This window comes from Endozoicomonas sp. SCSIO W0465 (genome assembly GCF_023716865.1).
Lineage (GTDB): Bacteria > Pseudomonadota > Gammaproteobacteria > Pseudomonadales > Endozoicomonadaceae > Endozoicomonas.
In genome coordinates this window covers 1,183,411-1,204,681 of the sequence record NZ_CP092417.1, presented here as the reverse complement: position 1 = coordinate 1,204,681, position 21,271 = coordinate 1,183,411, and the positions used below count along the sequence as shown (strand labels likewise).

The 21,271-nt window shown below is 47.8% G+C and carries 25 protein-coding genes and 1 pseudogene; 13 read left to right on the top strand and 13 right to left on the bottom strand.

All coding sequences use genetic code 11. The features are described 5' to 3' along the window. Window positions 1-452 precede the first annotated feature (452 nt). The 6 genes from MJO57_RS05190 to MJO57_RS05165 all read left to right on the top strand — a co-directional run bounded on the left by MJO57_RS05190 (window position 453) and on the right by MJO57_RS05165 (window position 2,553). Window positions 453-596, top strand: coding sequence for a DUF433 domain-containing protein (locus tag MJO57_RS05190; RefSeq protein ID WP_252023486.1), 144 nt, complete (start codon window positions 453-455; stop codon window positions 594-596). A 114-nt stretch (window positions 597-710) separates the two neighbouring features. After that, window positions 711-1,115, top strand: coding sequence for a nucleotidyltransferase family protein (locus tag MJO57_RS05185; protein WP_252023484.1), 405 nt, complete (start codon window positions 711-713; stop codon window positions 1,113-1,115). Continuing rightward, window positions 1,108-1,530, top strand: a complete 423-nt coding sequence (locus tag MJO57_RS05180) for a DUF86 domain-containing protein (RefSeq protein WP_252023482.1) — start codon at window positions 1,108-1,110, stop codon at window positions 1,528-1,530. The genes MJO57_RS05185 and MJO57_RS05180 overlap by 8 nt, the downstream gene beginning before the upstream one ends. A 116-nt stretch (window positions 1,531-1,646) precedes the next feature. Then, window positions 1,647-1,883, top strand: coding sequence for a UPF0175 family protein (locus MJO57_RS05175; RefSeq protein ID WP_252023480.1), 237 nt, complete (start codon window positions 1,647-1,649; stop codon window positions 1,881-1,883). A 119-nt stretch (window positions 1,884-2,002) separates the two neighbouring features. Next, the gene (locus MJO57_RS05170) at window positions 2,003-2,245 is read left to right on the top strand and encodes a hypothetical protein (protein ID WP_252023479.1); all 243 of its coding nucleotides are present in this window, start codon (window positions 2,003-2,005) and stop codon (window positions 2,243-2,245) included. A 92-nt stretch (window positions 2,246-2,337) separates the two neighbouring features. Then, window positions 2,338-2,553, top strand: a complete 216-nt coding sequence (locus MJO57_RS05165) for a DUF3368 domain-containing protein (protein WP_252023477.1) — start codon at window positions 2,338-2,340, stop codon at window positions 2,551-2,553. A 65-nt stretch (window positions 2,554-2,618) separates the two neighbouring features. On the opposite strand, the gene MJO57_RS05160 is transcribed toward MJO57_RS05165, so the two are convergent. Together MJO57_RS05160 and MJO57_RS05155 are read right to left on the bottom strand one after the other, a co-directional pair. Next, on the bottom strand, window positions 2,619-3,047 hold the full coding sequence (locus MJO57_RS05160; RefSeq protein ID WP_252023475.1) for a hypothetical protein: 429 nt from the start codon (window positions 3,045-3,047) through the stop codon (window positions 2,619-2,621). 156 nt (window positions 3,048-3,203) lie between these two features. Beyond that, window positions 3,204-4,862: a transposase gene (locus tag MJO57_RS05155; protein WP_252017470.1), complete on the bottom strand. Its 1,659-nt coding sequence runs from the start codon at window positions 4,860-4,862 to the stop codon at window positions 3,204-3,206. A 73-nt stretch (window positions 4,863-4,935) separates the two neighbouring features. Here MJO57_RS05155 and MJO57_RS05150 point away from each other — a divergent pair, with 73 nt between their 5' ends. Then, window positions 4,936-5,307: a DUF6444 domain-containing protein gene (locus tag MJO57_RS05150; RefSeq protein WP_371924779.1), complete on the top strand. Its 372-nt coding sequence runs from the start codon at window positions 4,936-4,938 to the stop codon at window positions 5,305-5,307. 112 nt (window positions 5,308-5,419) lie between these two features. Here MJO57_RS05150 and MJO57_RS05145 read toward each other — a convergent pair whose 3' ends face one another. From MJO57_RS05145 to MJO57_RS05130, 4 genes are read right to left on the bottom strand one after another with little or no spacing between them, the layout of a single operon-like run. Beyond that, entirely contained in the window at window positions 5,420-5,953 is a 534-nt protein-coding gene (locus MJO57_RS05145) for a hypothetical protein (RefSeq protein WP_252023473.1), read from the bottom strand. Window positions 5,954-5,985: 32 nt separating this feature from the next. Then, on the bottom strand, window positions 5,986-7,500 hold the full coding sequence (locus MJO57_RS05140) for an IS66 family transposase (protein WP_252017330.1): 1,515 nt from the start codon (window positions 7,498-7,500) through the stop codon (window positions 5,986-5,988). Between the two features lie 48 nt (window positions 7,501-7,548). Then, entirely contained in the window at window positions 7,549-8,373 is an 825-nt protein-coding gene (locus MJO57_RS05135; protein WP_252023472.1) for a transposase, read from the bottom strand. A gap of 36 nt (window positions 8,374-8,409) precedes the next feature. Then, window positions 8,410-9,075: a DUF6444 domain-containing protein gene (locus tag MJO57_RS05130; RefSeq protein WP_252021713.1), complete on the bottom strand. Its 666-nt coding sequence runs from the start codon at window positions 9,073-9,075 to the stop codon at window positions 8,410-8,412. Between MJO57_RS05130 and MJO57_RS05125 the strand changes: the two genes are divergently transcribed. Continuing rightward, complete coding sequence (locus MJO57_RS05125) at window positions 9,074-9,223, top strand: hypothetical protein (protein ID WP_252023471.1); 150 nt, start codon at window positions 9,074-9,076, stop codon at window positions 9,221-9,223. The two genes, MJO57_RS05130 and MJO57_RS05125, sit on opposite strands and share 2 nt — an antisense overlap. A 22-nt stretch (window positions 9,224-9,245) precedes the next feature. Here the strand turns inward: MJO57_RS05125 and MJO57_RS05120 are convergent, their stop codons facing one another. Then, window positions 9,246-10,304, bottom strand: a complete 1,059-nt coding sequence (locus MJO57_RS05120) for a transposase (protein WP_252017920.1) — start codon at window positions 10,302-10,304, stop codon at window positions 9,246-9,248. A 219-nt stretch (window positions 10,305-10,523) separates the two neighbouring features. Between MJO57_RS05120 and MJO57_RS05115 the strand changes: the two genes are divergently transcribed. Both MJO57_RS05115 and MJO57_RS05110 read left to right on the top strand, forming a co-directional pair. Continuing rightward, window positions 10,524-12,005, top strand: a complete 1,482-nt coding sequence (locus tag MJO57_RS05115; protein ID WP_252023470.1) for a sodium:alanine symporter family protein — start codon at window positions 10,524-10,526, stop codon at window positions 12,003-12,005. Window positions 12,006-12,443: 438 nt separating this feature from the next. After that, window positions 12,444-13,916: a sodium:alanine symporter family protein gene (locus MJO57_RS05110; protein ID WP_252023469.1), complete on the top strand. Its 1,473-nt coding sequence runs from the start codon at window positions 12,444-12,446 to the stop codon at window positions 13,914-13,916. A 57-nt stretch (window positions 13,917-13,973) separates the two neighbouring features. Here MJO57_RS05110 and MJO57_RS05105 read toward each other — a convergent pair whose 3' ends face one another. Then, entirely contained in the window at window positions 13,974-14,537 is a 564-nt protein-coding gene (locus tag MJO57_RS05105; RefSeq protein ID WP_252023468.1) for a hypothetical protein, read from the bottom strand. 12 nt (window positions 14,538-14,549) lie between these two features. Beyond that, window positions 14,550-14,720, bottom strand: a complete 171-nt coding sequence (locus MJO57_RS05100) for a hypothetical protein (protein ID WP_252023467.1) — start codon at window positions 14,718-14,720, stop codon at window positions 14,550-14,552. 10 nt (window positions 14,721-14,730) lie between these two features. Here MJO57_RS05100 and MJO57_RS05095 point away from each other — a divergent pair, with 10 nt between their 5' ends. From MJO57_RS05095 to dxs, 3 genes and pseudogenes are all read left to right on the top strand, one after another. Continuing rightward, the gene (locus MJO57_RS05095; RefSeq protein WP_305881921.1) at window positions 14,731-15,024 is read left to right on the top strand and encodes an exodeoxyribonuclease VII small subunit; all 294 of its coding nucleotides are present in this window, start codon (window positions 14,731-14,733) and stop codon (window positions 15,022-15,024) included. A gap of 2 nt (window positions 15,025-15,026) precedes the next feature. Further along, window positions 15,027-15,938 carry a polyprenyl synthetase family protein gene (locus tag MJO57_RS05090; RefSeq protein WP_252023465.1) on the top strand — a complete coding sequence of 304 codons (912 nt, stop codon included), beginning with the start codon at window positions 15,027-15,029 and terminating at the stop codon, window positions 15,936-15,938. Window positions 15,939-16,085: 147 nt separating this feature from the next. Further along, window positions 16,086-18,017 (top strand): annotated as a pseudogene (gene dxs / locus MJO57_RS05085) (1-deoxy-D-xylulose-5-phosphate synthase). A 54-nt stretch (window positions 18,018-18,071) separates the two neighbouring features. On the opposite strand, the gene ribA reads toward dxs, so the two are convergent. The 4 genes from ribA to nusB all read right to left on the bottom strand — a co-directional run bounded on the left by ribA (window position 18,072) and on the right by nusB (window position 21,029). Further along, entirely contained in the window at window positions 18,072-18,764 is a 693-nt protein-coding gene (gene ribA, locus MJO57_RS05080; RefSeq protein ID WP_252023464.1) for a GTP cyclohydrolase II, read from the bottom strand. 169 nt (window positions 18,765-18,933) lie between these two features. Beyond that, window positions 18,934-19,440 (bottom strand): phosphatidylglycerophosphatase A, encoded by a 507-nt coding sequence (locus MJO57_RS05075; protein WP_252023463.1) that lies wholly within the window; start codon window positions 19,438-19,440, stop codon window positions 18,934-18,936. A gap of 22 nt (window positions 19,441-19,462) precedes the next feature. Beyond that, the gene (thiL, locus tag MJO57_RS05070; protein ID WP_252023462.1) at window positions 19,463-20,437 is read right to left on the bottom strand and encodes a thiamine-phosphate kinase; all 975 of its coding nucleotides are present in this window, start codon (window positions 20,435-20,437) and stop codon (window positions 19,463-19,465) included. 106 nt (window positions 20,438-20,543) lie between these two features. Continuing rightward, the gene (gene nusB / locus MJO57_RS05065) at window positions 20,544-21,029 is read right to left on the bottom strand and encodes a transcription antitermination factor NusB (RefSeq protein ID WP_252023461.1); all 486 of its coding nucleotides are present in this window, start codon (window positions 21,027-21,029) and stop codon (window positions 20,544-20,546) included. Window positions 21,030-21,271: the final 242 nt, after the last annotated feature.

Here is a 21,271-nt window from a genome sequence, read left to right as displayed (position 1 = left end):
TGATTCACTCTTTATGGTCTCCGTGGTCGAAAGAATCCCTGTTGCCGCCGCGGGGCTGAAAAAATATTCCATTAAAGCCATAAAGACTACGCGAAATGAGTAGCTTTCATTCGCGTCTGGTCACTATTTGCGCGAAAAATACTTAAAAATAAAAAGCTATAACAAGGGATTGTTCTTATTGCAATATCGTTTATAATGTACTGCATTGATTGTGCATGGATTTGAAAAAGGCAGGCTAAAACCAATACCATTAGCCTTCCTGGAGGAAGGTCTGCAGGTTTATGTCTGGCAGTCTGCTGTCGCATGACCTCTATAAGCTAACGGCTCGCTGTTCCAACATGGTGCGAAAAGGTGGTGGGCGGTAGCGTTGCTTTCAGGAAAGTGTTGGTGTTGGCCCGGTGCTGTTCATTAAATCAAATGCATTCATTTCCAGAACATCCAATAAATCAATTATGCACGATGAAAGACCTGACCCGTTTTTTCTGGCTGAAGGCATGAGTAATGAAGAAATTCTGGGCGAACACCCCAACCTGAAAGCAATAGAGATCAAGGCAGCCTTGCTCTTTGCAGCAAACAGTATTGATGGTGCAGCCTGATGCTGCTGTTGGATGAAAACCTTTCCCCTCGCCCTGATCCCGATATCTCTTGGAAAAACCCGGCAAAAAAGTTACGCTGCCTGAATCATTACCGATAGAGCTAATATCACACCAATGGAACCACTGTGCAAGGCAGTCATCGTATCATTTCTCAGGCAAGCTTATGGTGACTTGTTACAAGGTATACTGCTCTTTGGGAGCCATGCCAACGGCACAGCCAATAAAGAAAGTGACATAGACTTGGGTATTTTGATTGATGGTATGGCTGACCCGGTTGAACTATGGGAAAACGCCCAGACACTAGCCAGCCAGGTGAATACCAATATTGACCTGATAGATTTACGCGCAGCAACCACTGTACTACAGCATGAAGTGATCAACACAGGACTCTGGCTGTGGCAGCAAGATACCCTGACTTGTGACTTATTCGAACTCCAGGTTATGTCGTTGTACCAGCAACTACAATACGATAGACGGGAAATCCTGGACGACTTAAAAAGAAGGCTGCGTAATGAATGACATTATTCTTAACAAATACTCAATCATTCAGCGTTGTATTGCCCGTATTAATGAAGAATACAAAGGTCATGAGTCGGAACTGGCCACAAATTACACTCAGCAGGATTCTATAATTCTGAATATTCAGAGAGCGTGCCAGGCCGCCCAGGATATGGCGAACTACGTTATCAAACTGAAAAAATTGGGAATCCCCCAGAATGCCAGAGAATCTTTCCAGCTACTAAACGATCATGGACTGGTATCAGCCCCACTCACAGTCAGTATGATAAAAATGGTGGGGTTCAGGAATATAGCTGTCCATGAGTACCAAAAATTGAACATAGCTATTCTCAAATCTGTTATAGAAAACCATGTTGATGAAATTAACGGGTTCGCAGAGGAAGTTATGTGCAGTTTTAATAATGATGGACAATGAAAGACCATATATGACCCCGGTTTTTGCACTGGTACATCATTTCGATGAGTTTGATATGTACTATCTCCGTTCACCCTGAGCGCCCTTCGGCTCGGCACAGGATGCACGGTCGAACGGTGATTGGCACAGTCTTTATTCAGGGCATGGTGTTTACAGAAGAACTGCTGGAGCAGGGAGTAGCGCTCAATCTGGCCATTCATTTATTTCGAAATGACGTGGTAACTCTTGATAAAGGAGCCAGGATAGCCCGTCTTTCCCTTGCTGATTTTATCCAGATGCTGGGGACACAGGGTATTCCTGTCGTTCATCATGACCCTGAGGATCTGGACAGTGACCTTGAAAACCTCAGATAAGCCCTCAGGCACTGCACAGATCATTGCCGATAGCAGCCCATTAATTGCACTGGCGATATTCAGGTTTGTTTATCCATTTGTCTGACCTGTGCGGTGAAGTGTGGGTACCTCAACAGGTGTTGAATGAATGTCTGGCAAAAGAGGGTGCTCCGGGTTTTGCTGAGATACAAAAGTCAGCCAAAGAAGGAGTCATCCATGTGCACCCGGATATTCCTGAAACCGATGAGATGATCAGGAGTTTGAGTCGTTTGCTTGATCCCGGGGAGGCTCAAGCCATTAAGCTAGGAGCCTGTCCGAGAATAGACTGCCCTACTGCGGTGGCAGCAAATTGGTCTAAAAATTCCGTTTTGTTCGGCAAATAGCCCCGCTATTCACCTCACAAAACGAAATTTTTATCCTCAATCTTCTGCCATCCTCGCTACGGGCGCTATTCTCGGACAGGCTCCTGGCCCTGATGTATCAGTCTGTTTTACTGATTGATGAAAAGTCTGGTCGCTCAACAGTCAGAAGTCTTGACATTCCGGTTACCGGTAACCTGGCAGTGCTGCTGAAAGCTAAAAAAACGGGTGTTATTCCATCGGTAAAAAGTGTCGTTGAAAAGTTGCAACTGCATAATTACCGATATTCAAAAGCACTCATTGCCCAACTGCTTAAAAAGGCAGGTGAGTAGCTGTTGCTCCTGCCCTTGGTCTGGACCCGAAATGGCATTTATTGCTTTCAATAATCACCAGAAATTCAACACAAAACAGTGGCAATCAGCCTTTTACCTATAGTTTTTTTTAGGACGTCACCAATGGGTTTACGCACTATCCGGCTGACGGTTGTATAGTGCAGGCCAACATAATCAGCGATCTCGGTAAGGCTATAGCCACCCGATTGATAAGCAGAAATAATAGCCTCATCACGATGATTGGCTGATGCCAGAAAGTAGCTCAGTGGTGGTGCTGTTTTCCGCCTCTGCTTATGGGGCACTTCAGAGAGAGCAGCCTTCCCTTTGGGTTTATAGGCCAACTGTTCATTGATGAAATTATCGTCGCCCAGATAGATCTGCTGTTTAAGATGCTCCCAGATATTAACGCCAACGCCCTCGGCAACAAACCGGGCAAAACGGAGAATCGCTTCATCACGGTCTCTGGCAAAATAACGCAGCTGTGGGCTTGCCATTGTCAGTAAAGATAAGGATTTTGTAACTGTTCAGCACCCCCACATAAATCTGGAATTTTCTGATTTTTATACCATCCTCTTAAGCACCATTTTTCCACAATATTCGCCAGCATGATTCCAGAACTACCCGCAACTATGTCGGCTGAGAGTAATTTCTCAAAAACTGCTGGCAGCACCACACGGAAGATGACGTGAAGCCTCCTCAATCAGGTTACTCAATCTCGGAAATAACCCATCGCCCATTAGTCGGCTTTTCAGATAATCCCAAAAAGAGAGACCATACAGGCGACACGTTTTTTTCAGGCTGGCAAAGGTGTCGCGACATTGCCGCCCCAAATCGCTTCGCGTCCCACTACTGATCTTTCGTCGTTTAACATATTCTCGTATCTGACTCTCGCTCAGGTTGTTGTGCAGCGGTAAGCTCGGGTCATCCAGAACCAGTAATAGCTCTTCCTTGATTACAGCCAACCCTGACAGAGCATCCTGAAGAAGCCCACTGCACGTTTGGGTTTGGATCAGCGCCTGGAACCCCTGTCGTACTTTTATTGCCTTTTTTTCAGTTGGCTCTGTCTTGAAGTCTTTAAGGTCATCGTAAATGGCCCAGAACCATGTCCGAAGCCATTTCTGAGCCATGGCCTGCTGATCATTGACCGGATGAACTTTTGCCAGCCCTCGCTCTGCATGTATCCAGCACTGGCTGTGTTTGAAAACGTCGAACTGCCTTGCCCCATCACTGAAGGTGGTAAGATGTCCTGCTCCATGCTGTATCAGGCTGCCATAAATCATGGCTTCACTGGCCTGCTGGCGCCGTCTACCAGTTAGTCTCAGGTCTTTCATACATTCTTCCCAGGCTTCATGGCTCAGGAAGGTGACGCCTCTGTATGGATTAAGAACGCGTAGCCACTTTTTGGGGTAATCCAGTTTTTCCAGATAGATCAAGGCATCGTCGGTGAACGTGTAAGTTGACCATGGGCGGTGCAGTAGGCTTACGAAATTTTCCCGGCTTTTGCTGTCTGTGCTCTCGAACCAGGCAAAGGACTCGTTATTGATGATGGTGCAGTAACCGTTCTTCCCCTTATGCCTTGTTCCCGTGTCGTCTGTCTGGATATAACTTGAACAGCGAATACCTGTAGTCAACAGCTCATCTTTCTCAGCATGGAACTGCTCGTGTCCTTTCGTCAGAAGCTGGCTGAGTTCCCCGCTGGAAATAGAGATTCCAATGTCCCATAGCCAGTCCAGCAGTTCTGGCTGGGTAACGGAGCAACCATGATACTGGTGCAGAACGTAGGCCTGCAGCATTGGCCCGTAATGATGTCCATGAAGGCTGGCTGGCGGTTTGGCCGTAATGGTTTGTCCATCGGGTGTCACCCATTGCTCTAAAAGATATTCAATACTGGATGTTTGTATTGTCAGTTCCTGAACATGAAAAGGGGTGGTTCCATTCCTGATTGATCCCTCCGGAACATCAGTGGCAGCAATGGGTATGGATTTTTCCGCCGATGGCTTTCGGGGCTGTTTACGCTGCTTTCTGGTTTTCTCGTTGGGCTTCTTAACCTTCTGCTTTGACGAGGTGTCTGGGCTGGCTCCATCGTTACCCTCAGGAGCGGATGGATCTCCATCAGGGCTGCCGGTGTCATCATCGGGAGGTTTGGTGTTTGGTTTGATGTCAGGCTTTGCGGGCAGTTTTTTTAGACGACGAATCTCTGCTTCAAGCAATTCTATCTGCTCTTTGAGCTGAATGATCTGCTCTTGCTGCTGAGTGATGAATCTCAGTAGATCTTCAGGTTGTAACTGCTGGTGTTCTAGAAAAGCCATGGTGAGAGGATAGACGACTGACCGAAATTATCCTGCTTCCAGCACTTTTTGAGAAATTACGGCTGAGATTCTCTTGAAAGAGAATGCAGAGCTGCGGATGAGAGTTGCCTGTCTGGAAGAGCGATGTCGAGAATTGGAAGAAAAGGTTGGCAAGAACAGTCAAAACAGCAGCAAGCCGCCATCGTCTGATGGTTATCAAAAACCTTGTAAAAACAGTAATTCTCCAGATCATTCTGACGACCTTTCCGCAGATAAAGGTACCGATCCATCGGATGAAAAACCCAATCCTAAAAGTCTGAGACAGTCTTCTGGTAATAAAGCCGGTGGAAAGAAAGGGCATCAGGGCACTTGTCTTAAACAGGTCGATATCCCTGACTATATTGAGTACCTTCCGGTTAAAGAATGCAATAAATGTCAGGCGTCTCTTCTTGATACTCGACTTTAGAGTCTGTATAAAACGATAATTCGGTCAGCTTTTTATAGTGAAGCAAGCCGAAATCAGTGAACTGTTTTTCCAAGTTCGTTATTACTTCCGTTTTTTGCCTAAAAGCCTTTAGTTATGCTGCTTCTGAATTATCCGGTATTAACTGGTCGATCAGATCGCGAAAATTGAACTCATATTTTTGCTTATATCTGTTCCAGCCCTTGCGAATAGAGAACCTCGGAATAATTCCTGAAAGAGCAATTTTCATCATGCCTGCAGTGGTTGTATCCGGGCTTCTCCAGGGTATCCGAGAAATATTCAGACATGCCTGATTTTTACAAACGGTTAATAACTGCAATAATGCATAGCCTGCCATTTTCAAATGCATCCATCGAAGCAGTGTTCGCAATTTCTGCTGCCATAAATGGCAACAGCCAAAAGCATGTTTGAGTTGGTGAAACATTGGCTCTACCGGCCATCTCCGGGAATAGGCACGAAGCACCTCCAGTCCCTCAAGTTCCGGATTGGTCGAGATGAATATTCTGCTTTCGGTCAGACCTTTGTCATTTTCAAAGCGACTCCAGACGACGCGTACTTCACGACCTTTAAGGAATCTGGCGCGACAGATCAGGGTACGATAACGTATTTTGCGAAATTTGCCGTACATCCATACTGTTGCTTTTTCTTCCGGCAGTGTAACTATTCAGCACTGAGCAAAGGCATATTACAGTAATTCCGAACAGCTCTATGAAGTGATTGATATATGTCCATTCCCTGTTTTCTGGCAGACGACAAATAGCTGCGAATCCGTGCAAACATAGAACCACCGTCTGCACTCCTGAAGCAGCCTGAGATTTTCTGCTTTAACTTGGCCATTCGAACATCCCGTTCACTGCCATTGTTATCGAAGGGAATGGTAAAATCTGACATGAAGCGCAGTGTCTCAGCCTTGAACTCAGTGAGTCGTTTGAAGAGATTGTAAGCTTTAGTATTCTTGACTTTCTTGCGCTTAAGCTCCTCTCGTTGCTTCTCCATATAGACGACTTCTTTCATTAGAGCCCGCTGAAGCAACCGGTCATAAATCTTCTCGATTCGTTCACAGACAACACTTGGCATCTGTAGCATACCTATGGTCTTAAAGCCCTTGCAGTAATGCCAGGAAAGCCTCAGTAGCTTCATCAATCGCAACGCCAGTTGATTGCTGTCCCTATCAACAACACCCAAAAGCTCCCTCAGGTGATGGGCATTGCAAAGTACGTGAGTTGCCGCATATGCAAAATAGGATTTCCAATGATCATGAACCAGAACGCCTGCAAATGTTAGCAGTATGCCCATCGTGTCCATGGCCTCACGACCTCGCTTTTCAGACAAGTAGTAGAGCGTCCATTGTTCATCCCGCATAACGTGTAGCCAGTGCAAAGAGCCCTCGGCCCGCATACCCGTTTCATCGGCTCCGGCAACAGACGATTCCCGCAAGGCGTCACGAATAACCTCTTCAGTAGAAGCCAGATTTTCATAGGTTCTGGCCACAAAATTGGCGACAGTGCCTGCACTTACACTCATTTTATAGAGAGTATTAAAATACTCTGACACGCGCTTAAAAGGCAGGAAATGGTATTGGTTAAGATAGACGGCCATAGCCTGTGTGGCTGAGCCATATTGTGCGGCAGCGGTAACACCTTCCGGGAATTCAGCCTGATTCCGACAACCACAAGTGCAGATTTTTACTTCAGCTCTATGGGCCGTTACTTCAAATTCACCCGGTCTCCCTGGTTCAAACACCTGTCGTTCAATATATTTGACCGGCTCACTATCAAGAAGAGACGCCTGACATTTATTGCATTCTTTAACCGGAAGGTACTCAATATAGTCAGGGATATCGACCTGTTTAAGACAAGTGCCCTGATGCCCTTTCTTTCCACCGGCTTTATTACCAGAAGACTGTCTCAGACTTTTAGGATTGGGTTTTTCATCCGATGGATCGGTACCTTTATCTGCGGAAAGGTCGTCAGAATGATCTGGAGAATTACTGTTTTTACAAGGTTTTTGATAACCATCAGACGATGGCGGCTTGCTGCTGTTTTGACTGTTCTTGCCAACCTTTTCTTCCAATTCTCGACATCGCTCTTCCAGACAGGCAACTCTCATCCGCAGCTCTGCATTCTCTTTCAAGAGAATCTCAGCCGACATAGTTGCGGGTAGTTCTGGAATCATGCTGGCGAATATTGTGGAAAAATGGTGCTTAAGAGGATGGTATAAAAATCAGAAAATTCCAGATTTATGTGGGGGTGCTGAACAGTTACCCGGCAGTTTCTTAACCTGTTCTGTCGTCATCTTGATGCCGTACTTTTTTGGGCGCCCTCGCTTCTTTACGGTGGGTGCTGGCGGCAAAGCATAGAGGGCCCGATTTGAAGGTATCTGACCAACAACTTCTATGTTCATTTCCAGAGCTGGCTTTATCAGTGTCCAGTTCATATACCAGCAATCGGTTAGCAGGCGTAGCACTCGATCCTTCACTTCATTGCGTACCACCCTGAGCATGGCCACGGCAATTTTCAGTTTGCTGGTGTTACCTGAAGCTGGTGTCGGAAATGAGATCACCGGTATGGCAGTAAATACTTCATCTGCAGCCCGCTCAAATATGATGGCCAGGGAAACCCAACACTGCCCCCAGATGTACGTCGGCCGATTGCGTTTCTTGCTGTGTTGATGATGTGTACGACAAGCAGGGGCTTTGTCGGAAAACCGTTCGATTACCCAGTCATCAAGCCCCAGGACCACAGGTTGATTCTCAGGAGCTTTGGAGCAGACCAGACGGATCAAGTGGCGTGCCAAGTTCTTCCATTGCCACTTGCCCTGAGATAGCCAGTGGTGGTAGCTGCTCCACACACAATGAAAATCAATTGTTAACAACGCCTGTGTAACAAAGCCGTCGGCTGAAAGCATGCAACCGAACAGCAGTTCGCAGAACGTTGGTACTGCAGTTGATGATAGCGCTCCAGCAAGAAAGGTTGTATATGAAGCGAGCTCCCTGAGGATTACTTGATGATCTGAAGTGAGCATGGCAACCATCTCGAATTTCGTCATTGGGGATGGTTGCTTTTAGCAGATTATGCGCCGGAACTATTGTGCTCTTAAAACTCTAAAGTCGAGAAAATACTCTGACACGCGCTTAAAAGGCAGGAAATGGTATTGGTTAAGATAGACGGCCATAGCCTGTGTGGCTGAGCCATATTGTGCGGCAGCGGTAACACCTTCCGGGAATTCAGCCTGATTCCGACAACCACAAGTGCAGATTTTTACTTCAGCTCTATGGGCCGTTACTTCAAATTCACCCGGTCTCCCTGGTTCAAACACCTGTCGTTCAATATATTTGACCGGCTCACTATCAAGAAGAGACGCCTGACATTTATTGCATTCTTTAACCGGAAGGTACTCAATATAGTCAGGGATATCGACCTGTTTAAGACAAGTGCCCTGATGCCCTTTCTTTCCACCGGCTTTATTACCAGAAGACTGTCTCAGACTTTTAGGATTGGGTTTTTCATCCGATGGATCGGTACCTTTATCTGCGGAAAGGTCGTCAGAATGATCTGGAGAATTACTGTTTTTACAAGGTTTTTGATAACCATCAGACGATGGCGGCTTGCTGCTGTTTTGACTGTTCTTGCCAACCTTTTCTTCCAATTCTCGACATCGCTCTTCCAGACAGGCAACTCTCATCCGCAGCTCTGCATTCTCTTTCAAGAGAATCTCAGCCGACATAGTTGCGGGTAGTTCTGGAATCATGCTGGCGAATATTGTGGAAAAATGGTGCTTAAGAGGATGGTATAAAAATCAGAAAATTCCAGATTTATGTGGGGGTGCTGAACAGTTACGAGAGATCATTCAGTATTTGCCAGAACTGCACTTTTATTCATTCATGACTGCAAACTAATTATTGCTGTTATTCACTGAAGTTACGCAGCTAACAGCTCTCTCAGCTGCCCCAACGAAGCTTTCAGCCCTGCCATATAGATTTTGGCTCTGAGCTGAAAGTGATTCAGATTTACTTTCAATGACAATACTTCCAACCTGAAGGCTGAGTAAATTGAAAGAAAGATATGATTACTCTGTGTTCTCACAGTATGCGCCGGTGACTTGGCCATTGACGCATTCGATTTCAGCGTTTTATGGAAGACCTCGACTTTCCACCGTTTCTCGTAGATTGCCTTGAGAGTCTCGGCATCACAGTCAAGATCGCTGCAAACCAGATAGAGAATGCCTGTGCTTCCGTCTTTGTTTTTAAAGACCTGACGGTATAGCAGAACAGGGAAATCGACACCTGCTATCCACCCTTGTACAGGCTTATCTTCTGAAAAATCAACAGTATCTATACGCTGTGAACGGCCTTGTAATTTGTCGTCCAGACTGAGGGATACCTTGCGGTTTGACTTCATCGCCATCAGGAAATGTTTATTACAGTCGTGTCGAATAAACATCATATTGTCGTTTGAGCAAAACCAGCTATCTGCAAGGACATAGCGGAACATAAGCTGGTTATGGCAGCAAATCATCAGCATCTCCCGCATCATTTCATTTTTGGTTTGCTCTGCATATCGTCTTACCTTTTTTGTCTTCAAGTCGGTGTACAGGATGGTTTTCTCGATCAATTTATAGGCGACAGGAATCGACGCATCTCCGGCATGGTAGTGTGCATTGAGCAGATTTATACCTTTCACGGTGCGATTTTTTGTATGATCAAAATGCCAGGTGTTCAGGGCATTCTCTTTGCTGAACTGCTTTTCCTGAATCGTATCGTCAAAGATCAAAACCCCATCACTGCACTCAACCTGTCGCACGACGGGTTTAACGTAAAGCCATAAGTCACGACTGGTAAACTCATTGTTTGAAAGCAATCGGGTGAATTGGTCATGACTGTAGACATTATCCAAAAGCTCTGACACTCCCGTTGCAGTGGTCTTCCCAGACGACGACAACAGGTAGTCAGAATAAAGTTCTATGAGATCATTTTTCATGCCACCAATAATGGCTGATTTTCAGCAAGGTGCGTAACTTGAGTTATTCATTTGCCTATTCCAGGGAAAATATTAGTGCCATCATGTGGCTATTGGTTGGTAACCTGAGACAGTATTTATTTTTTGTCTTTTCAGGCAACTTTTACTCTGGAAAGTCCCCCTTATGTATTAAAAATCCTCTGCTATTCTTGTGAAGTGTAAAAAATCATTGGGGCTCAAATGAGTACGATCTTTTCACAGATTACTACCGTTATTTGGGAATACTTACTGATCTACTTGCTACTGAGTGCAGGTCTTTACTTCACTGTCAGGAGTCGCTTTGTTCAGTTGCGTTATTTTTTTCACGCATGGAAGCTGATGCTGGGGTCGCGCAAGACATCCAGTAATGAAATATCGTCTTTTCAGGCCCTGTGTACCAGCCTGGCCGCACACGTAGGTACCGGTAACCTGGCCGGAGTTGCCATTGCCATCTTTGTTGGTGGGCCTGGTGCTGTATTCTGGATGTGGGTCGTTGCCCTGCTGGGAATGGCATCCAGTTTTGTTGAAAACACGTTGGCACAACTCTATAAGACGAATAATAAAGACGGAACCTTTCGTGGAGGCCCTGCCTACTATATAGAGAAAGCACTTGGTTTGCGCTGGCTGGGTATCCTCTTTTCAGTTCTGTTGTTAACCACTTTTGGTTTTGTCTTTAATGCGGTTCATGCTAACTCGGTATCCCAGGCCGTTTCTGGTCATATGGCGGTAAGCCCGATGTTGGTCGGCCTGGTCATTGCCGGTGTGACTGCCTTTATCATTTTCAGGGGCATACACTCGATTGTTCGTTTTGCCGAGTCAGTGGTTCCCGCAATGGCCCTGACTTATCTGCTCATTGCCTTTGGTGTTGTGGTTTTGCGTTTTGATGAAATGCCTGCTGTCATTACGCTGATCTTTGAAAGTGCGTTTGGTCTGCATTCAGCCACAGGCGGTGCTATCGGTTATTCTGTGTCTCAGGCCATGATGCAGGGTATCAAGCGAGGCCTTTTCTCCAATGAAGCCGGTATGGGCAGTGGTCCCAATGCTGCAGCAACAGCAACACCCAAACCAAACCATCCGGCGACCCAGGGCATCGTATCCATGGTCAGCGTCTTTATCGATACAATGGTGATCTGTACAGCAACTGCTGCCATTGTGCTGTTATCCGGCCAGCTGGAAGCAGGCAGTACGCTGAATGGCATCCAGCTCACTCAGGCTGCTCTTGGTGGTATTGTCGGAGGCTGGGGGCAGTGGTTCATCTCCATTGCTGTCGTCTTTTTTGGTTTTACATCGGTTATTGCCAATTATTACTACGGTGAGTCAAACCTTTTGTTTATTCGAAACAATCCTCATTTGTTGCTGGCTTATCGTATCATTGTCGTATTTTTGGTCTTTCTGGGTTCAATCGCATCCCTCGAGATGGTATGGATGGTCGCAGACCTTGCCATGGGGCTTATGGCATTGATTAATCTTGTGATCATTCTGTTGCTCAGTGGTCCGGTTATGCTGGTATTGCGGGATTATGATTTGCAGTCAAGATCAGGGCTTTCCCCCGAGTTTAAACGCAGTCGCTTTCCTTTTCTGGATAGAACTATTGATAAGGATGTCTGGGTTGCTAAAACGGAGTGTGGTGATTCACTTGATAGCGTTGGTAATGGCGATTTTCAGGAACCAAAATCTTGTTAGTAAAGTTTTAGTCTCTGTTTTGCCATGATTGCGCTGGAAGTATGCTGGAAGTGTGCCGGGAAACCAAACTAAATTTGTTTCTTACTGAAAACTTGCTTTACAGTTTGTTATGCTGAAATGCTGGCATTTTTTAGTTTTTTTTAAGGAATGCTCCATTTTATCGTAAAAATAGTCTAAAGATTTGTTCAGTCTTTCAATCGTGCTGAACGCTATCTTTACCTATTTAACATCTGGTTTGTACGTATTTCACATGCTTTATTATTTGATTCGAATTATGTACCTAACATCTTGTTTTCAAAGATTTTCAGCGGGATCGATTAAAACATTTACGCAGCCTGACTAATAGGTATTTACACTTAACACTCAAAGTTTATTCACTACTATTATAAATTCTTATTTGAAATAAAAATCAGTAATACATAATGCGCCGGAAATTTTATGAATAACTTAATAGACTCCATCAATGGTCTGCTATGGGGCAGCATTCTAATGTACCTGCTTTTGGGTGCAGGTCTGCTTTTCACGGTAAAAACCCGCTTTGTCCAGATTCGCCGGTTTACCCTGGCAATGAAAACCATGCTGGGTAGTCGTGCGACCGATTGTTCCACTCATGTATCTCCGTTTCAGGCGTTTTGTACCAGTCTTGCTGCGCGCATCGGTACTGGCAACATAGCCGGTGTTGCAGTCGCCATTACCATGGGGGGACCTGGTGCTGTTTTCTGGATGTGGCTGATTGCGGTTCTGGGCATGTCGACCAGTCTTGCAGAGAATGTGCTTGCTCAGCTCTATAAGACCAATAACGGTGACGGTACTTATCGTGGCGGTCCGGCTTACTACATTGAGAAAGCTCTGGGGCAGCGCTGGTTAGGTATTATCTTCTCCATTTCCCTGATTATTGCATTTGGCTTCGCCTTTAACAGCGTGCAGTCAAACTCCATTGCAGCAGCATTCACTGGCTACGGGATTCCAACACAAGCGATTGGCATCGGTCTGGCAATGGTGAGTGCCCTGATCATCTTTGGAGGCATACGTTCCATTGCCAAAGTAGCGGAGATGATCGTACCGATCATGGCCTTTGGTTATCTGGGTGTGGCTCTGGTCGTGGTATTTATGAATATCGCAGAGCTGCCAGCGGTCTTCAGCCTGATCATCAAGAGTGCTTTTGGCCTTGAGAGTGCTGTCGGTGGTGGCGCCGGATACGCGGTATCCCAAGCGATGCAGCAGGGCATCAAGCGTGGCTTGTTCTCCAATGAAGCGGGTATGGGTAGTGCCCCCAATGCTGCTGCAACTGCACACTCCAACCACCCTGTCAATCAGGGTCTGATGGGAATGCTGGGTGTATTTATGGACACGATCATTGTCTGCACGGCAACCGCTTCTATCATCCTGATGTCCGGTGCAATGGACGGTTCCAGCACGACAGGTATCCAGTTGACGCAGCTGGCTCTGGTTAGTCAGGTGGGACCGATCGGTGAGCATCTGGTAGCGGCCGCTATTTTGCTGTTTGCTTTCAGCTCGATCATTGCCAACTACTATTACGGTGAATCAAACCTGCGCTTCATCATGGACAACAAATGGCTGGTCAATGCTTACCGCATTGCTGTTTTGGGTATGGTGGTCTGGGGAGCAAGCAGTAGCCTGCCAACCGTGTGGGCATTTGCCGACGCTTCCATGGGGGTGATGGCGCTGATTAACCTGACTGCTATTCTGCTGTTGTCGAGTATCGTTGTTCAGGTTCTAAAGGACTTTGATGACCAGGTGGCCTCTGGTGTAACGCCGGTATTCAATCGTCGTAAATTCCCGTTCCTGGATAAAACCATGGATGCGGATGTATGGACAGAGCACAGTTCTGGCCCGATAGAAAATGCCGATAAAGCTAAGGTAAAACGTACTCCAATGACTGATATTTAATGTTGCACTGAATAGTCAGGAGTCATGGAAGGCCGTTTTTTAACGGCCTTTTTATGTTTAAGGCAGGGCAGGATCCAGATTGTTATGGATTGTTCGAATAAATAACCTGGCATCAGCAAGCTCAATGTCGACAAGGGACAACTCCTGATGATTTTTAGTGCCATCGGTTGTCAATCGAAGACCATCAAAGTTCAGTTCCCCGAAGGAGCTGGGGATCCGAAGCCGGATCAGGCCATTGTGCTTGATTTCAATCGTCGACAAATCAGGATCGAACTCAAATGTAGCAACAGAACCTGTTAACAAAAGAGGCTTGAGCAATGCTTCCAGAGTGCCATCAACTGACTCTGCACTTTCTTGCGAAAGTAGTTTGTAAACCGGAGTGAGCAGGGCCATTGACAGCGAGGCGGATAAACGAAGCTGACTCTGCCTGGAAAGTGCTCTGCGCAACTGCCATCGTGAAAGCATGCGGTGTTCTACCAGGAATTCTCCGAGACGTTGGTGATGGCTTGCTGATATGTGAATGGCTTCATCCAGCTGTTGCCGGGAGATATACCCTTTTTTCATCAGGATCTGGCCCAGCCTCGAGTTGTGATAGGCTCCTTTCCATTTATCTTCTGCCATTATCAAAGTCCATCATCTTGCCAAAGCATTGCTTTCAATATCGGCCAACGGGATAATGGTTTGATCATTGCGGGTGGTCTGAAGCGGTTTGTCAAACGGGTGCGGAAATCGTTTTTGCCAACTATTCTCGTCATGGCGCGTTGGGAGCGTGCTATGAATGTTTTCTTTAACAGGCTCATTCATGTCAAAAAATATGGTGGATTCTGAGAGTTTTGCTTTTGAGCAGTCCTTGGCCGAGCTGGAGACATTAGTCCAGAAAATGGAATCCGGCGATATGAGCCTGGAAGACTCTCTGAAGGCCTTTGAACAGGGCATTAAACTGACTCGTAGCTGCCAGAAAGCATTAACCGATGCTGAGCAGAAAGTTGAAAAACTGCTTGAGCAAAATGGTGAGCTGACCACAGAGCCATTTGATGCTGTAAATACAGAGCCTTCAGCTAAAGGAGAGCCGTCAGCAGAAAAGCCGTCAGTAGATAGAGGGCAGTGAAGATGGCAATCCCTGTGTCGCTATCAATATTTGTTGAGCAGTGTCGTTTACAGGTGGACAATGTACTGTCTACCGTCCTGCCTGATGAAAGCAAGGTCAGCCCCCTCCTGCTGGAAGCTATGCGATACAGTGTCTTTAATGGTGGCAAAAGAGTTCGGCCAGCACTGGTCTATGCAGCCTGTCATGCATTGGGGGGGATGAGAGAGCAAGCAGACCCTGCCGCCTGTGCTGTTGAGTTAATTCATGCCTACTCACTGGTTCATGATGACTTGCCAGCGATGGATGATGATGACCTGCGCAGGGGGAAGCCAACTTGCCACAAGGCATACGATGAGGCAACCGCGATCCTGGTCGGTGACACGCTTCAGAGTCAGGCCTTTGAGGTGTTGGGTAATGCCCGTTTATGTCCTGAATCAACCCTGACTGACAGTGTACGATTGCAGCTGGTGACCACCCTCAGTCAGGCTTCGGGATTGGCTGGTATGGCGGGCGGTCAGGCTATGGACCAGTGTGCAACCGGAAGCGTTCTGGACCGGCAGCAGCTTGAGCTGATGCACACCCATAAAACAGGTGCTCTGATTCGGGCCAGTGTGCGTATGGGGGCATTGTGTGCCAGACCGTTGCAGGATGATGAATTGAAGTCATTGGATCATTATGCAAGATCAGTCGGTCTTGCCTTTCAGGTCCGTGACGATATTCTGGACGTTACTGCTGATACCGAGACGCTGGGTAAGCACCAGGGAGCGGATATGGCTCTGAATAAACCAACTTACGTTTCTCTGATGGGACTGGAGCAGGCGAGAGCTTATGCAGAAGAGCTTCACCATTCTGCGATCAGTGCCCTTACCGGGTTTGACCATTCCGCTGATTTTCTTCGCCAGATCGCCGATTACATTGTTCGAAGAAGCTATTAAAACCGCTGTTGGTTTCTTCGGGGAACCAACCTGCCTCTTGGTCAATTCAACGGGCTAGGCTGCACAACGAGATTGTGCGATGCTATTCCTGTCAGGTTGGGTGTACAATGCCAGCCGGCAGAACAGCCCAGACGTTATTACGAGCACATGTTTCACGAGATACCCAAGACACTGCCTGATACTCCGTTACTGGACCAGGTAAATAATCCGGAACAACTTCGCGCACTTGAAGAATCCCAGCTACCACAATTAGCACGGGAGCTGCGGGAGTTTTTATTGTACTCCGTTGGGCAGACAGGAGGGCATTTTGGTGCCGGTCTTGGCGTAGTAGAGCTGACCATTGCGCTTCATTATATGTTTAATACACCGGAAGACCGTCTGGTCTGGGATGTGGGTCACCAGGCTTATCCGCATAAAATTCTGACCGGACGCAGGGATAGAATGTCATCCCTGAGACAAAAGGATGGCCTTGCTGCCTTCCCCAAAAGAGGGGAAAGTGCGTTCGATACTTTTGGCGTGGGACATTCCAGCACGTCTATCAGTGCGGCTCTTGGCATGGCAATTGCCGCCCGGGCCAAGGGTGAAAACAGACGGGCTATTGCAGTTATTGGTGACGGGGCCATGACGGCGGGTATGGCTTATGAGGCCATGAATCATGCTGCCGATGTAAAGCCCAATATGCTGGTGATTCTTAATGATAACGATATGTCTATTTCCAGAAGTGTTGGCGGGCTCTCCAACTATCTGGCCAAAGTGCTTTCCAGCCGGACTTACCACCACATTCGTGAAGGCAGTAAAAAGGTTCTGAATGTCATTCCTCATGCTTGGGAGCTGGCGAGAAGAACCGAAGAACACGTCAAGGGAATGGTCATTCCCGGAACGCTGTTTGAAGAGATGGGCTTCAACTATATCGGCCCTATCGACGGACATGACCTGCCAATGTTAATTCATACATTGAAAAACATGAGAGACCTGGAAGGCCCTCAGTTTTTGCATGTGGTGACTCAGAAGGGTAAAGGGTTCAATCCGGCCGAGCAGGACCCTATAGGCTACCATGCCATCACCAAACTGGAGCCTCAGGGCAACAGAGACTCCGAAGGTCGTTGCCCCCAAAAAGCCCAAGTACGCCAATGTTTTTGGACAGTGGTTGTATGATATGGCTGCAGCGGATGAGCGGTTGATGGGTATCACGCCAGCGATGAAAGAGGGCTCTGACCTGATTCGTTTTGCCGATCATTTTCCAGAGCGTTATTTTGATGCGGCGATTGCTGAACAACACTCTGTCACACTGGCAGCGGGAATGGCCTGTGAAGGCCTCAAGCCCGTTGTTGCCATCTACTCCACATTCCTGCAGCGGGCTTATGATCAACTGATTCATGATGTTGCTGTTCAGAAGCTGGACGTGCTTTTTGCCATCGACCGTGCGGGAATGGTGGGGGAAGATGGCCCGACCCATGGCGGATGCTATGACATTGCCTATCTGCGTTGTATCCCCGATATGCTGGTGATGACGCCGGGTGATGAAAATGAAACCCGACAGTTGCTGTCTACTGGTTTTCTTTATGATGGGCCGGCATCGGTTCGTTATCCGCGTGGAACGGGCCCCGGTGCTGAGATCTGCTCCGATCTTGAACCTTTGCCTATTGGTAAAGGTGAAATTCGTCGCAAGGGAAGTCGGGTTGCCCTTCTGGTATTTGGCACATTATTGGGGAATGCTCTGGCAGCTGCTGATCACTGGATGCAACGGTTGCGAACATGCGGTTTGTTAAACCTCTGGATGACGCGCTGGTCAAAGAGCTGACTGCCAGCCATGAACTGTTGGTGACCATCGAAGAAGGGTGTACTACCGGCGGTGCAGGCTCATGCGTTATTGAATACCTGCAGAGGCAGGAAATCAATGTTCCTGTTCTGAACCTCGGTATCCCTGATATCTACATTGAAGCGGCGAGCCATAAGGAACAGTTGGCTCAGTGTGGACTGGATAAGGATGGTATTGTTCGTTCGGTCCGTGACCGAATGGAGCGGATAGAGCGTAAGTCATTCCAGCTTGGTGAGAGAGCAGATGCAGCTTTGGTGTAGTTTGGTCCTGAACAACAGTCAGCTTCGCTGCAACGGCGAAGCAGTGCAAAGGGCCTAATGATCGGCTTGTCTCCTTGCTCCTGCGCCCGGTGGTGAAAAAAGTAACGGCATGATCAAATAAGGGAGTCCGATGGCTCCCTTATTTGATTGGTTCAGGCCCATGTTATACATGTGCCCCAGTTTCCACACTTTAGTGGCGAGATAACGCTCGTTATGAGGATTTTGACCGGTCTGGTGAGGAATCCTTTCGGCAACCTGAATCCCCAGATTGGTGAGAGATTCAACTTTGCGTGGATTGTTGGTCATCAGTTTCAGACTGGAAACGCCAAGATGATCAAGCATGGTTTTGCACATATCATACTTGCGCATGTCCGGCTCAAAACCCAGTTCTTCATTAGCCTGAACCGTATCCATGCCACTGTCCTGAAGATGATAGGCACGAACCTTGTTCAACAGACCAATGCCTCGGCCTTCCTGGCGGAGATAAAGCAATACGCCCCGACCTTCTTCAGCGATACGCTCCAGGGCGGCCTGAAGTTGTGGACCGCAGTCACAACGCATGCTGAACAGTGCATCACCGGTCAGACATTCGGAATGAACCCTGGCAAGTACCGCCCCCCCCTGACTGACATCCCCCATGGTTAATGCCAAATGCTCCTTGCCCGTACCACTGTCTTCGAAGCCATACATGATGAATTCGCCATAGGGCGTGGGTAAGCGAGACTCTGCAACAAAACGAACAGACACTCACTGCTCCTTAAGTAATTCGTGACCGGATTGTATCAGTCTGTGAGGCTTCTAGCGAGTATGGTAATAAGGCAGAAAGATCGAGAGAACTACAGGCGGACCAGGGTCAATAGACTCATCATCCGCAGCAATCCGCATCACGCCGCAATACTCTGAGCGTTTGCCGTGTTTAAGGAAGCATCCGGTAGATATAATGAATGGTTTGAAGAGATACAAAAGCAAAAACGCCAGCCACCAGGTCATCAACCATAATGCCAACACCACCATGTACTTTCCTGTCCAGCCAGCTGATGGGCCATGGTTTCCAGATGTCAAACAACCTGAACAGTACAAAGCCCACCAGAATCCACTGCCATCCTGCCGGGGCGGCAATCATGGTTAGCCAGAAACCGCAGAATTCATCCCAGACAATGGCTGGATGATCATGCACACCCAAGTCTTTTGCGGTTCGTCCGCACAACCAGAAACCCACCACGGAAGCAACCAACACAATCCCCAGGTATGTCCAGAGACTCAATCCCTCAAGTAGCAGGTAAAAGGCAACTGCCGCAATGGTGCCGAAGGTGCCTGGTGCTTTTGGTGCCAACCCGCTGCCGCAACCAAAGGCGAGAAAGTGAACAGGATTTTTCCAGCAGGTTGTTCTTGGTGTTATCGCTTGTTTGCTAGAGAGTGTCATTGGCTTGATAATCTTTCCGAAATCAAAAATGAGTGTAGGCTTTTTTGGTGAGCAGCTTGCCCTGCGGGTCTCTTATTATTCCAGGCTCATCATTGATCTGGCCAATACAGGTAATACGGCAGCCATCTGACAATTTCGACGGCAGTGCCTGAGCCAGGGACCGGGGGATAGTAAAACAGAGTTCGTAATCGTCACCCCCCGTCAGGGCCAGGGTGAGGGCAGTATCCTGATCATGGAACTGGTCAAGGGCTGCAGACCGGGGTACCAGCTCGGGCGCAATTTCTGCTCCCACATTGCTGGCTTCGAGGATATGCCCAAGATCACCCAGCAATCCATCTGAAATATCCAGGGCTGAGGTAGCACCTGCCTGGCGCAGCCACTGCCCGGCAAATAGACGAGGGGATGGATACCAGTAGCGATTTAACAGGAATTTCAGATTGTCATCTCCACAGGTTTCCGGTGTATCGCCGTTCAGAACAGAAGGCAAAGCCCCGGCTGCATCACCCAGTGTGCCGGTAATACAGATAAGATCACCGGACCGGGCACCGCTTCGTAATAACGCCTGCCCTTTGGGGATCAGCCCCTGAACCTGCAGAGAGAGGGTCAGTGGTCCTTTCGTGGTATCCCCACCAATCAGGGGGACTTTAAATCGCTGGGCTAGCTGAGCAAGACCTTCAGAGAACTCCTTCAGCCAGAGCTCAGAAACCCGGGGCAGGGTCAGGCCAAGGGTAAAACTGTGCGGTTCTGCCCCCATGGCGGCGAGATCACTGAGGCTAACCGCCAGGGCCCGGTAACCAAGGGCAAAGGGATCGCACTCCCCGGGGAAGTGGACCCCTTCCACCAACGTATCCAGTGACTGGGCCAGCTGCATGTGTGAGGGGATGTCAAACAGTGCACAATCATCACCAATGCCAAGAATGCTGCTGGTATATTGTCCTTGAATCTGTGAGATCCCGGGGCGAGCAAAGTAGCGTTTTATCAGCTCGAACTCACCCATTGCACCCGTGGCCATAAATCCCCATTAAACGGTCAAGTCGTTTGCAGTGCCTGACAACCACCATGTGACACCCACCATGGCGTGAGCAGCATATCCAATAATCTGCCTATTTTTTGCGGTACGCTTTCACTTCCTCAGAACGCAGGCGCGGTGCCAGCTTATCGAGGATACCGTTAATATAGCGATGGGAATCCTGGGCACCAAAGCGCTTAACCAGTTCAATCGCTTCATTGATCACAACCCGGTAAGGCACATCCTTCCGGTTCATCAGTTCAAAGCAACCAATGCGCAGAGCTGAAAGCTCAACCGGGTCAAGCTGATTCAATGAGCGGTCCAGTACGGCCGTCATCGCTTCATCCAGCTGGTTAGCCTGGCTGGGAACACCGTGAATGATGGCGCTGAAGTAGCCGTCATCCACTTTGCTGAAATCATTGTCGGTGCGGAATTGCGCTTCAATCTGGTTCAGTGGCGATTTGGCAATTTGCCACTGATACAAAGCCTGAAGGGCCAGCTGACGGGCTCTTCTGCGAGCCGATGGGTTGAGCCGGTCCGGGCTTTTCTTTTGAAAAGGGGCGCCTTGTGGATTATTCATTGCCGAGGTACTCACCTCAAGCCTCCAATGTCTATAAAAGGGGAGAATGTCATGTTCCAGATTAACCTGAGACCGCTTTTTAACACATTCGTTAGCAACGCAGTCAAAGTGCGGTGTTCCACCCAAAAGGGTACTGACCAAAAAGTGCACCAACCAATGGTAATGGCAAAGACAATTATTGCATTAAATAAAGATGGGCGATATCGGATCAGTTTATATGACCTGATATCGCCCATCGTGAT

Coding starts and splice junctions, on each gene's coding strand:
- MJO57_RS05190 (WP_252023486.1), top strand. CDS start 453: ATGCACGATGAAAGACCTGACCCGTTTTTTCTGGCTGAAGGCATGAGT.
- MJO57_RS05185 (WP_252023484.1), top strand. CDS start 711: ATGGAACCACTGTGCAAGGCAGTCATCGTATCATTTCTCAGGCAAGCT.
- MJO57_RS05180 (WP_252023482.1), top strand. CDS start 1,108: ATGAATGACATTATTCTTAACAAATACTCAATCATTCAGCGTTGTATT.
- MJO57_RS05165 (WP_252023477.1), top strand. CDS start 2,338: ATGTATCAGTCTGTTTTACTGATTGATGAAAAGTCTGGTCGCTCAACA.
- MJO57_RS05160 (WP_252023475.1), bottom strand. CDS start 3,047: ATGGCAAGCCCACAGCTGCGTTATTTTGCCAGAGACCGTGATGAAGCG.
- MJO57_RS05155 (WP_252017470.1), bottom strand. CDS start 4,862: ATGGCTTTTCTAGAACACCAGCAGTTACAACCTGAAGATCTACTGAGA.
- MJO57_RS05145 (WP_252023473.1), bottom strand. CDS start 5,953: ATGTACGGCAAATTTCGCAAAATACGTTATCGTACCCTGATCTGTCGC.
- MJO57_RS05140 (WP_252017330.1), bottom strand. CDS start 7,500: ATGATTCCAGAACTACCCGCAACTATGTCGGCTGAGATTCTCTTGAAA.
- MJO57_RS05135 (WP_252023472.1), bottom strand. CDS start 8,373: ATGACGAAATTCGAGATGGTTGCCATGCTCACTTCAGATCATCAAGTA.
- MJO57_RS05125 (WP_252023471.1), top strand. CDS start 9,074: ATGCTGGCGAATATTGTGGAAAAATGGTGCTTAAGAGGATGGTATAAA.
- MJO57_RS05130 (WP_252021713.1), bottom strand. CDS start 9,075: ATGATTCCAGAACTACCCGCAACTATGTCGGCTGAGATTCTCTTGAAA.
- MJO57_RS05120 (WP_252017920.1), bottom strand. CDS start 10,304: ATGAAAAATGATCTCATAGAACTTTATTCTGACTACCTGTTGTCGTCG.
- MJO57_RS05115 (WP_252023470.1), top strand. CDS start 10,524: ATGAGTACGATCTTTTCACAGATTACTACCGTTATTTGGGAATACTTA.
- MJO57_RS05110 (WP_252023469.1), top strand. CDS start 12,444: ATGAATAACTTAATAGACTCCATCAATGGTCTGCTATGGGGCAGCATT.
- MJO57_RS05105 (WP_252023468.1), bottom strand. CDS start 14,537: ATGGCAGAAGATAAATGGAAAGGAGCCTATCACAACTCGAGGCTGGGC.
- MJO57_RS05100 (WP_252023467.1), bottom strand. CDS start 14,720: ATGAATGAGCCTGTTAAAGAAAACATTCATAGCACGCTCCCAACGCGC.
- MJO57_RS05095 (WP_305881921.1), top strand. CDS start 14,731: ATGGTGGATTCTGAGAGTTTTGCTTTTGAGCAGTCCTTGGCCGAGCTG.
- MJO57_RS05090 (WP_252023465.1), top strand. CDS start 15,027: ATGGCAATCCCTGTGTCGCTATCAATATTTGTTGAGCAGTGTCGTTTA.
- MJO57_RS05075 (WP_252023463.1), bottom strand. CDS start 19,440: ATGACACTCTCTAGCAAACAAGCGATAACACCAAGAACAACCTGCTGG.
- thiL (WP_252023462.1), bottom strand. CDS start 20,437: ATGGGTGAGTTCGAGCTGATAAAACGCTACTTTGCTCGCCCCGGGATC.
- nusB (WP_252023461.1), bottom strand. CDS start 21,029: ATGAATAATCCACAAGGCGCCCCTTTTCAAAAGAAAAGCCCGGACCGG.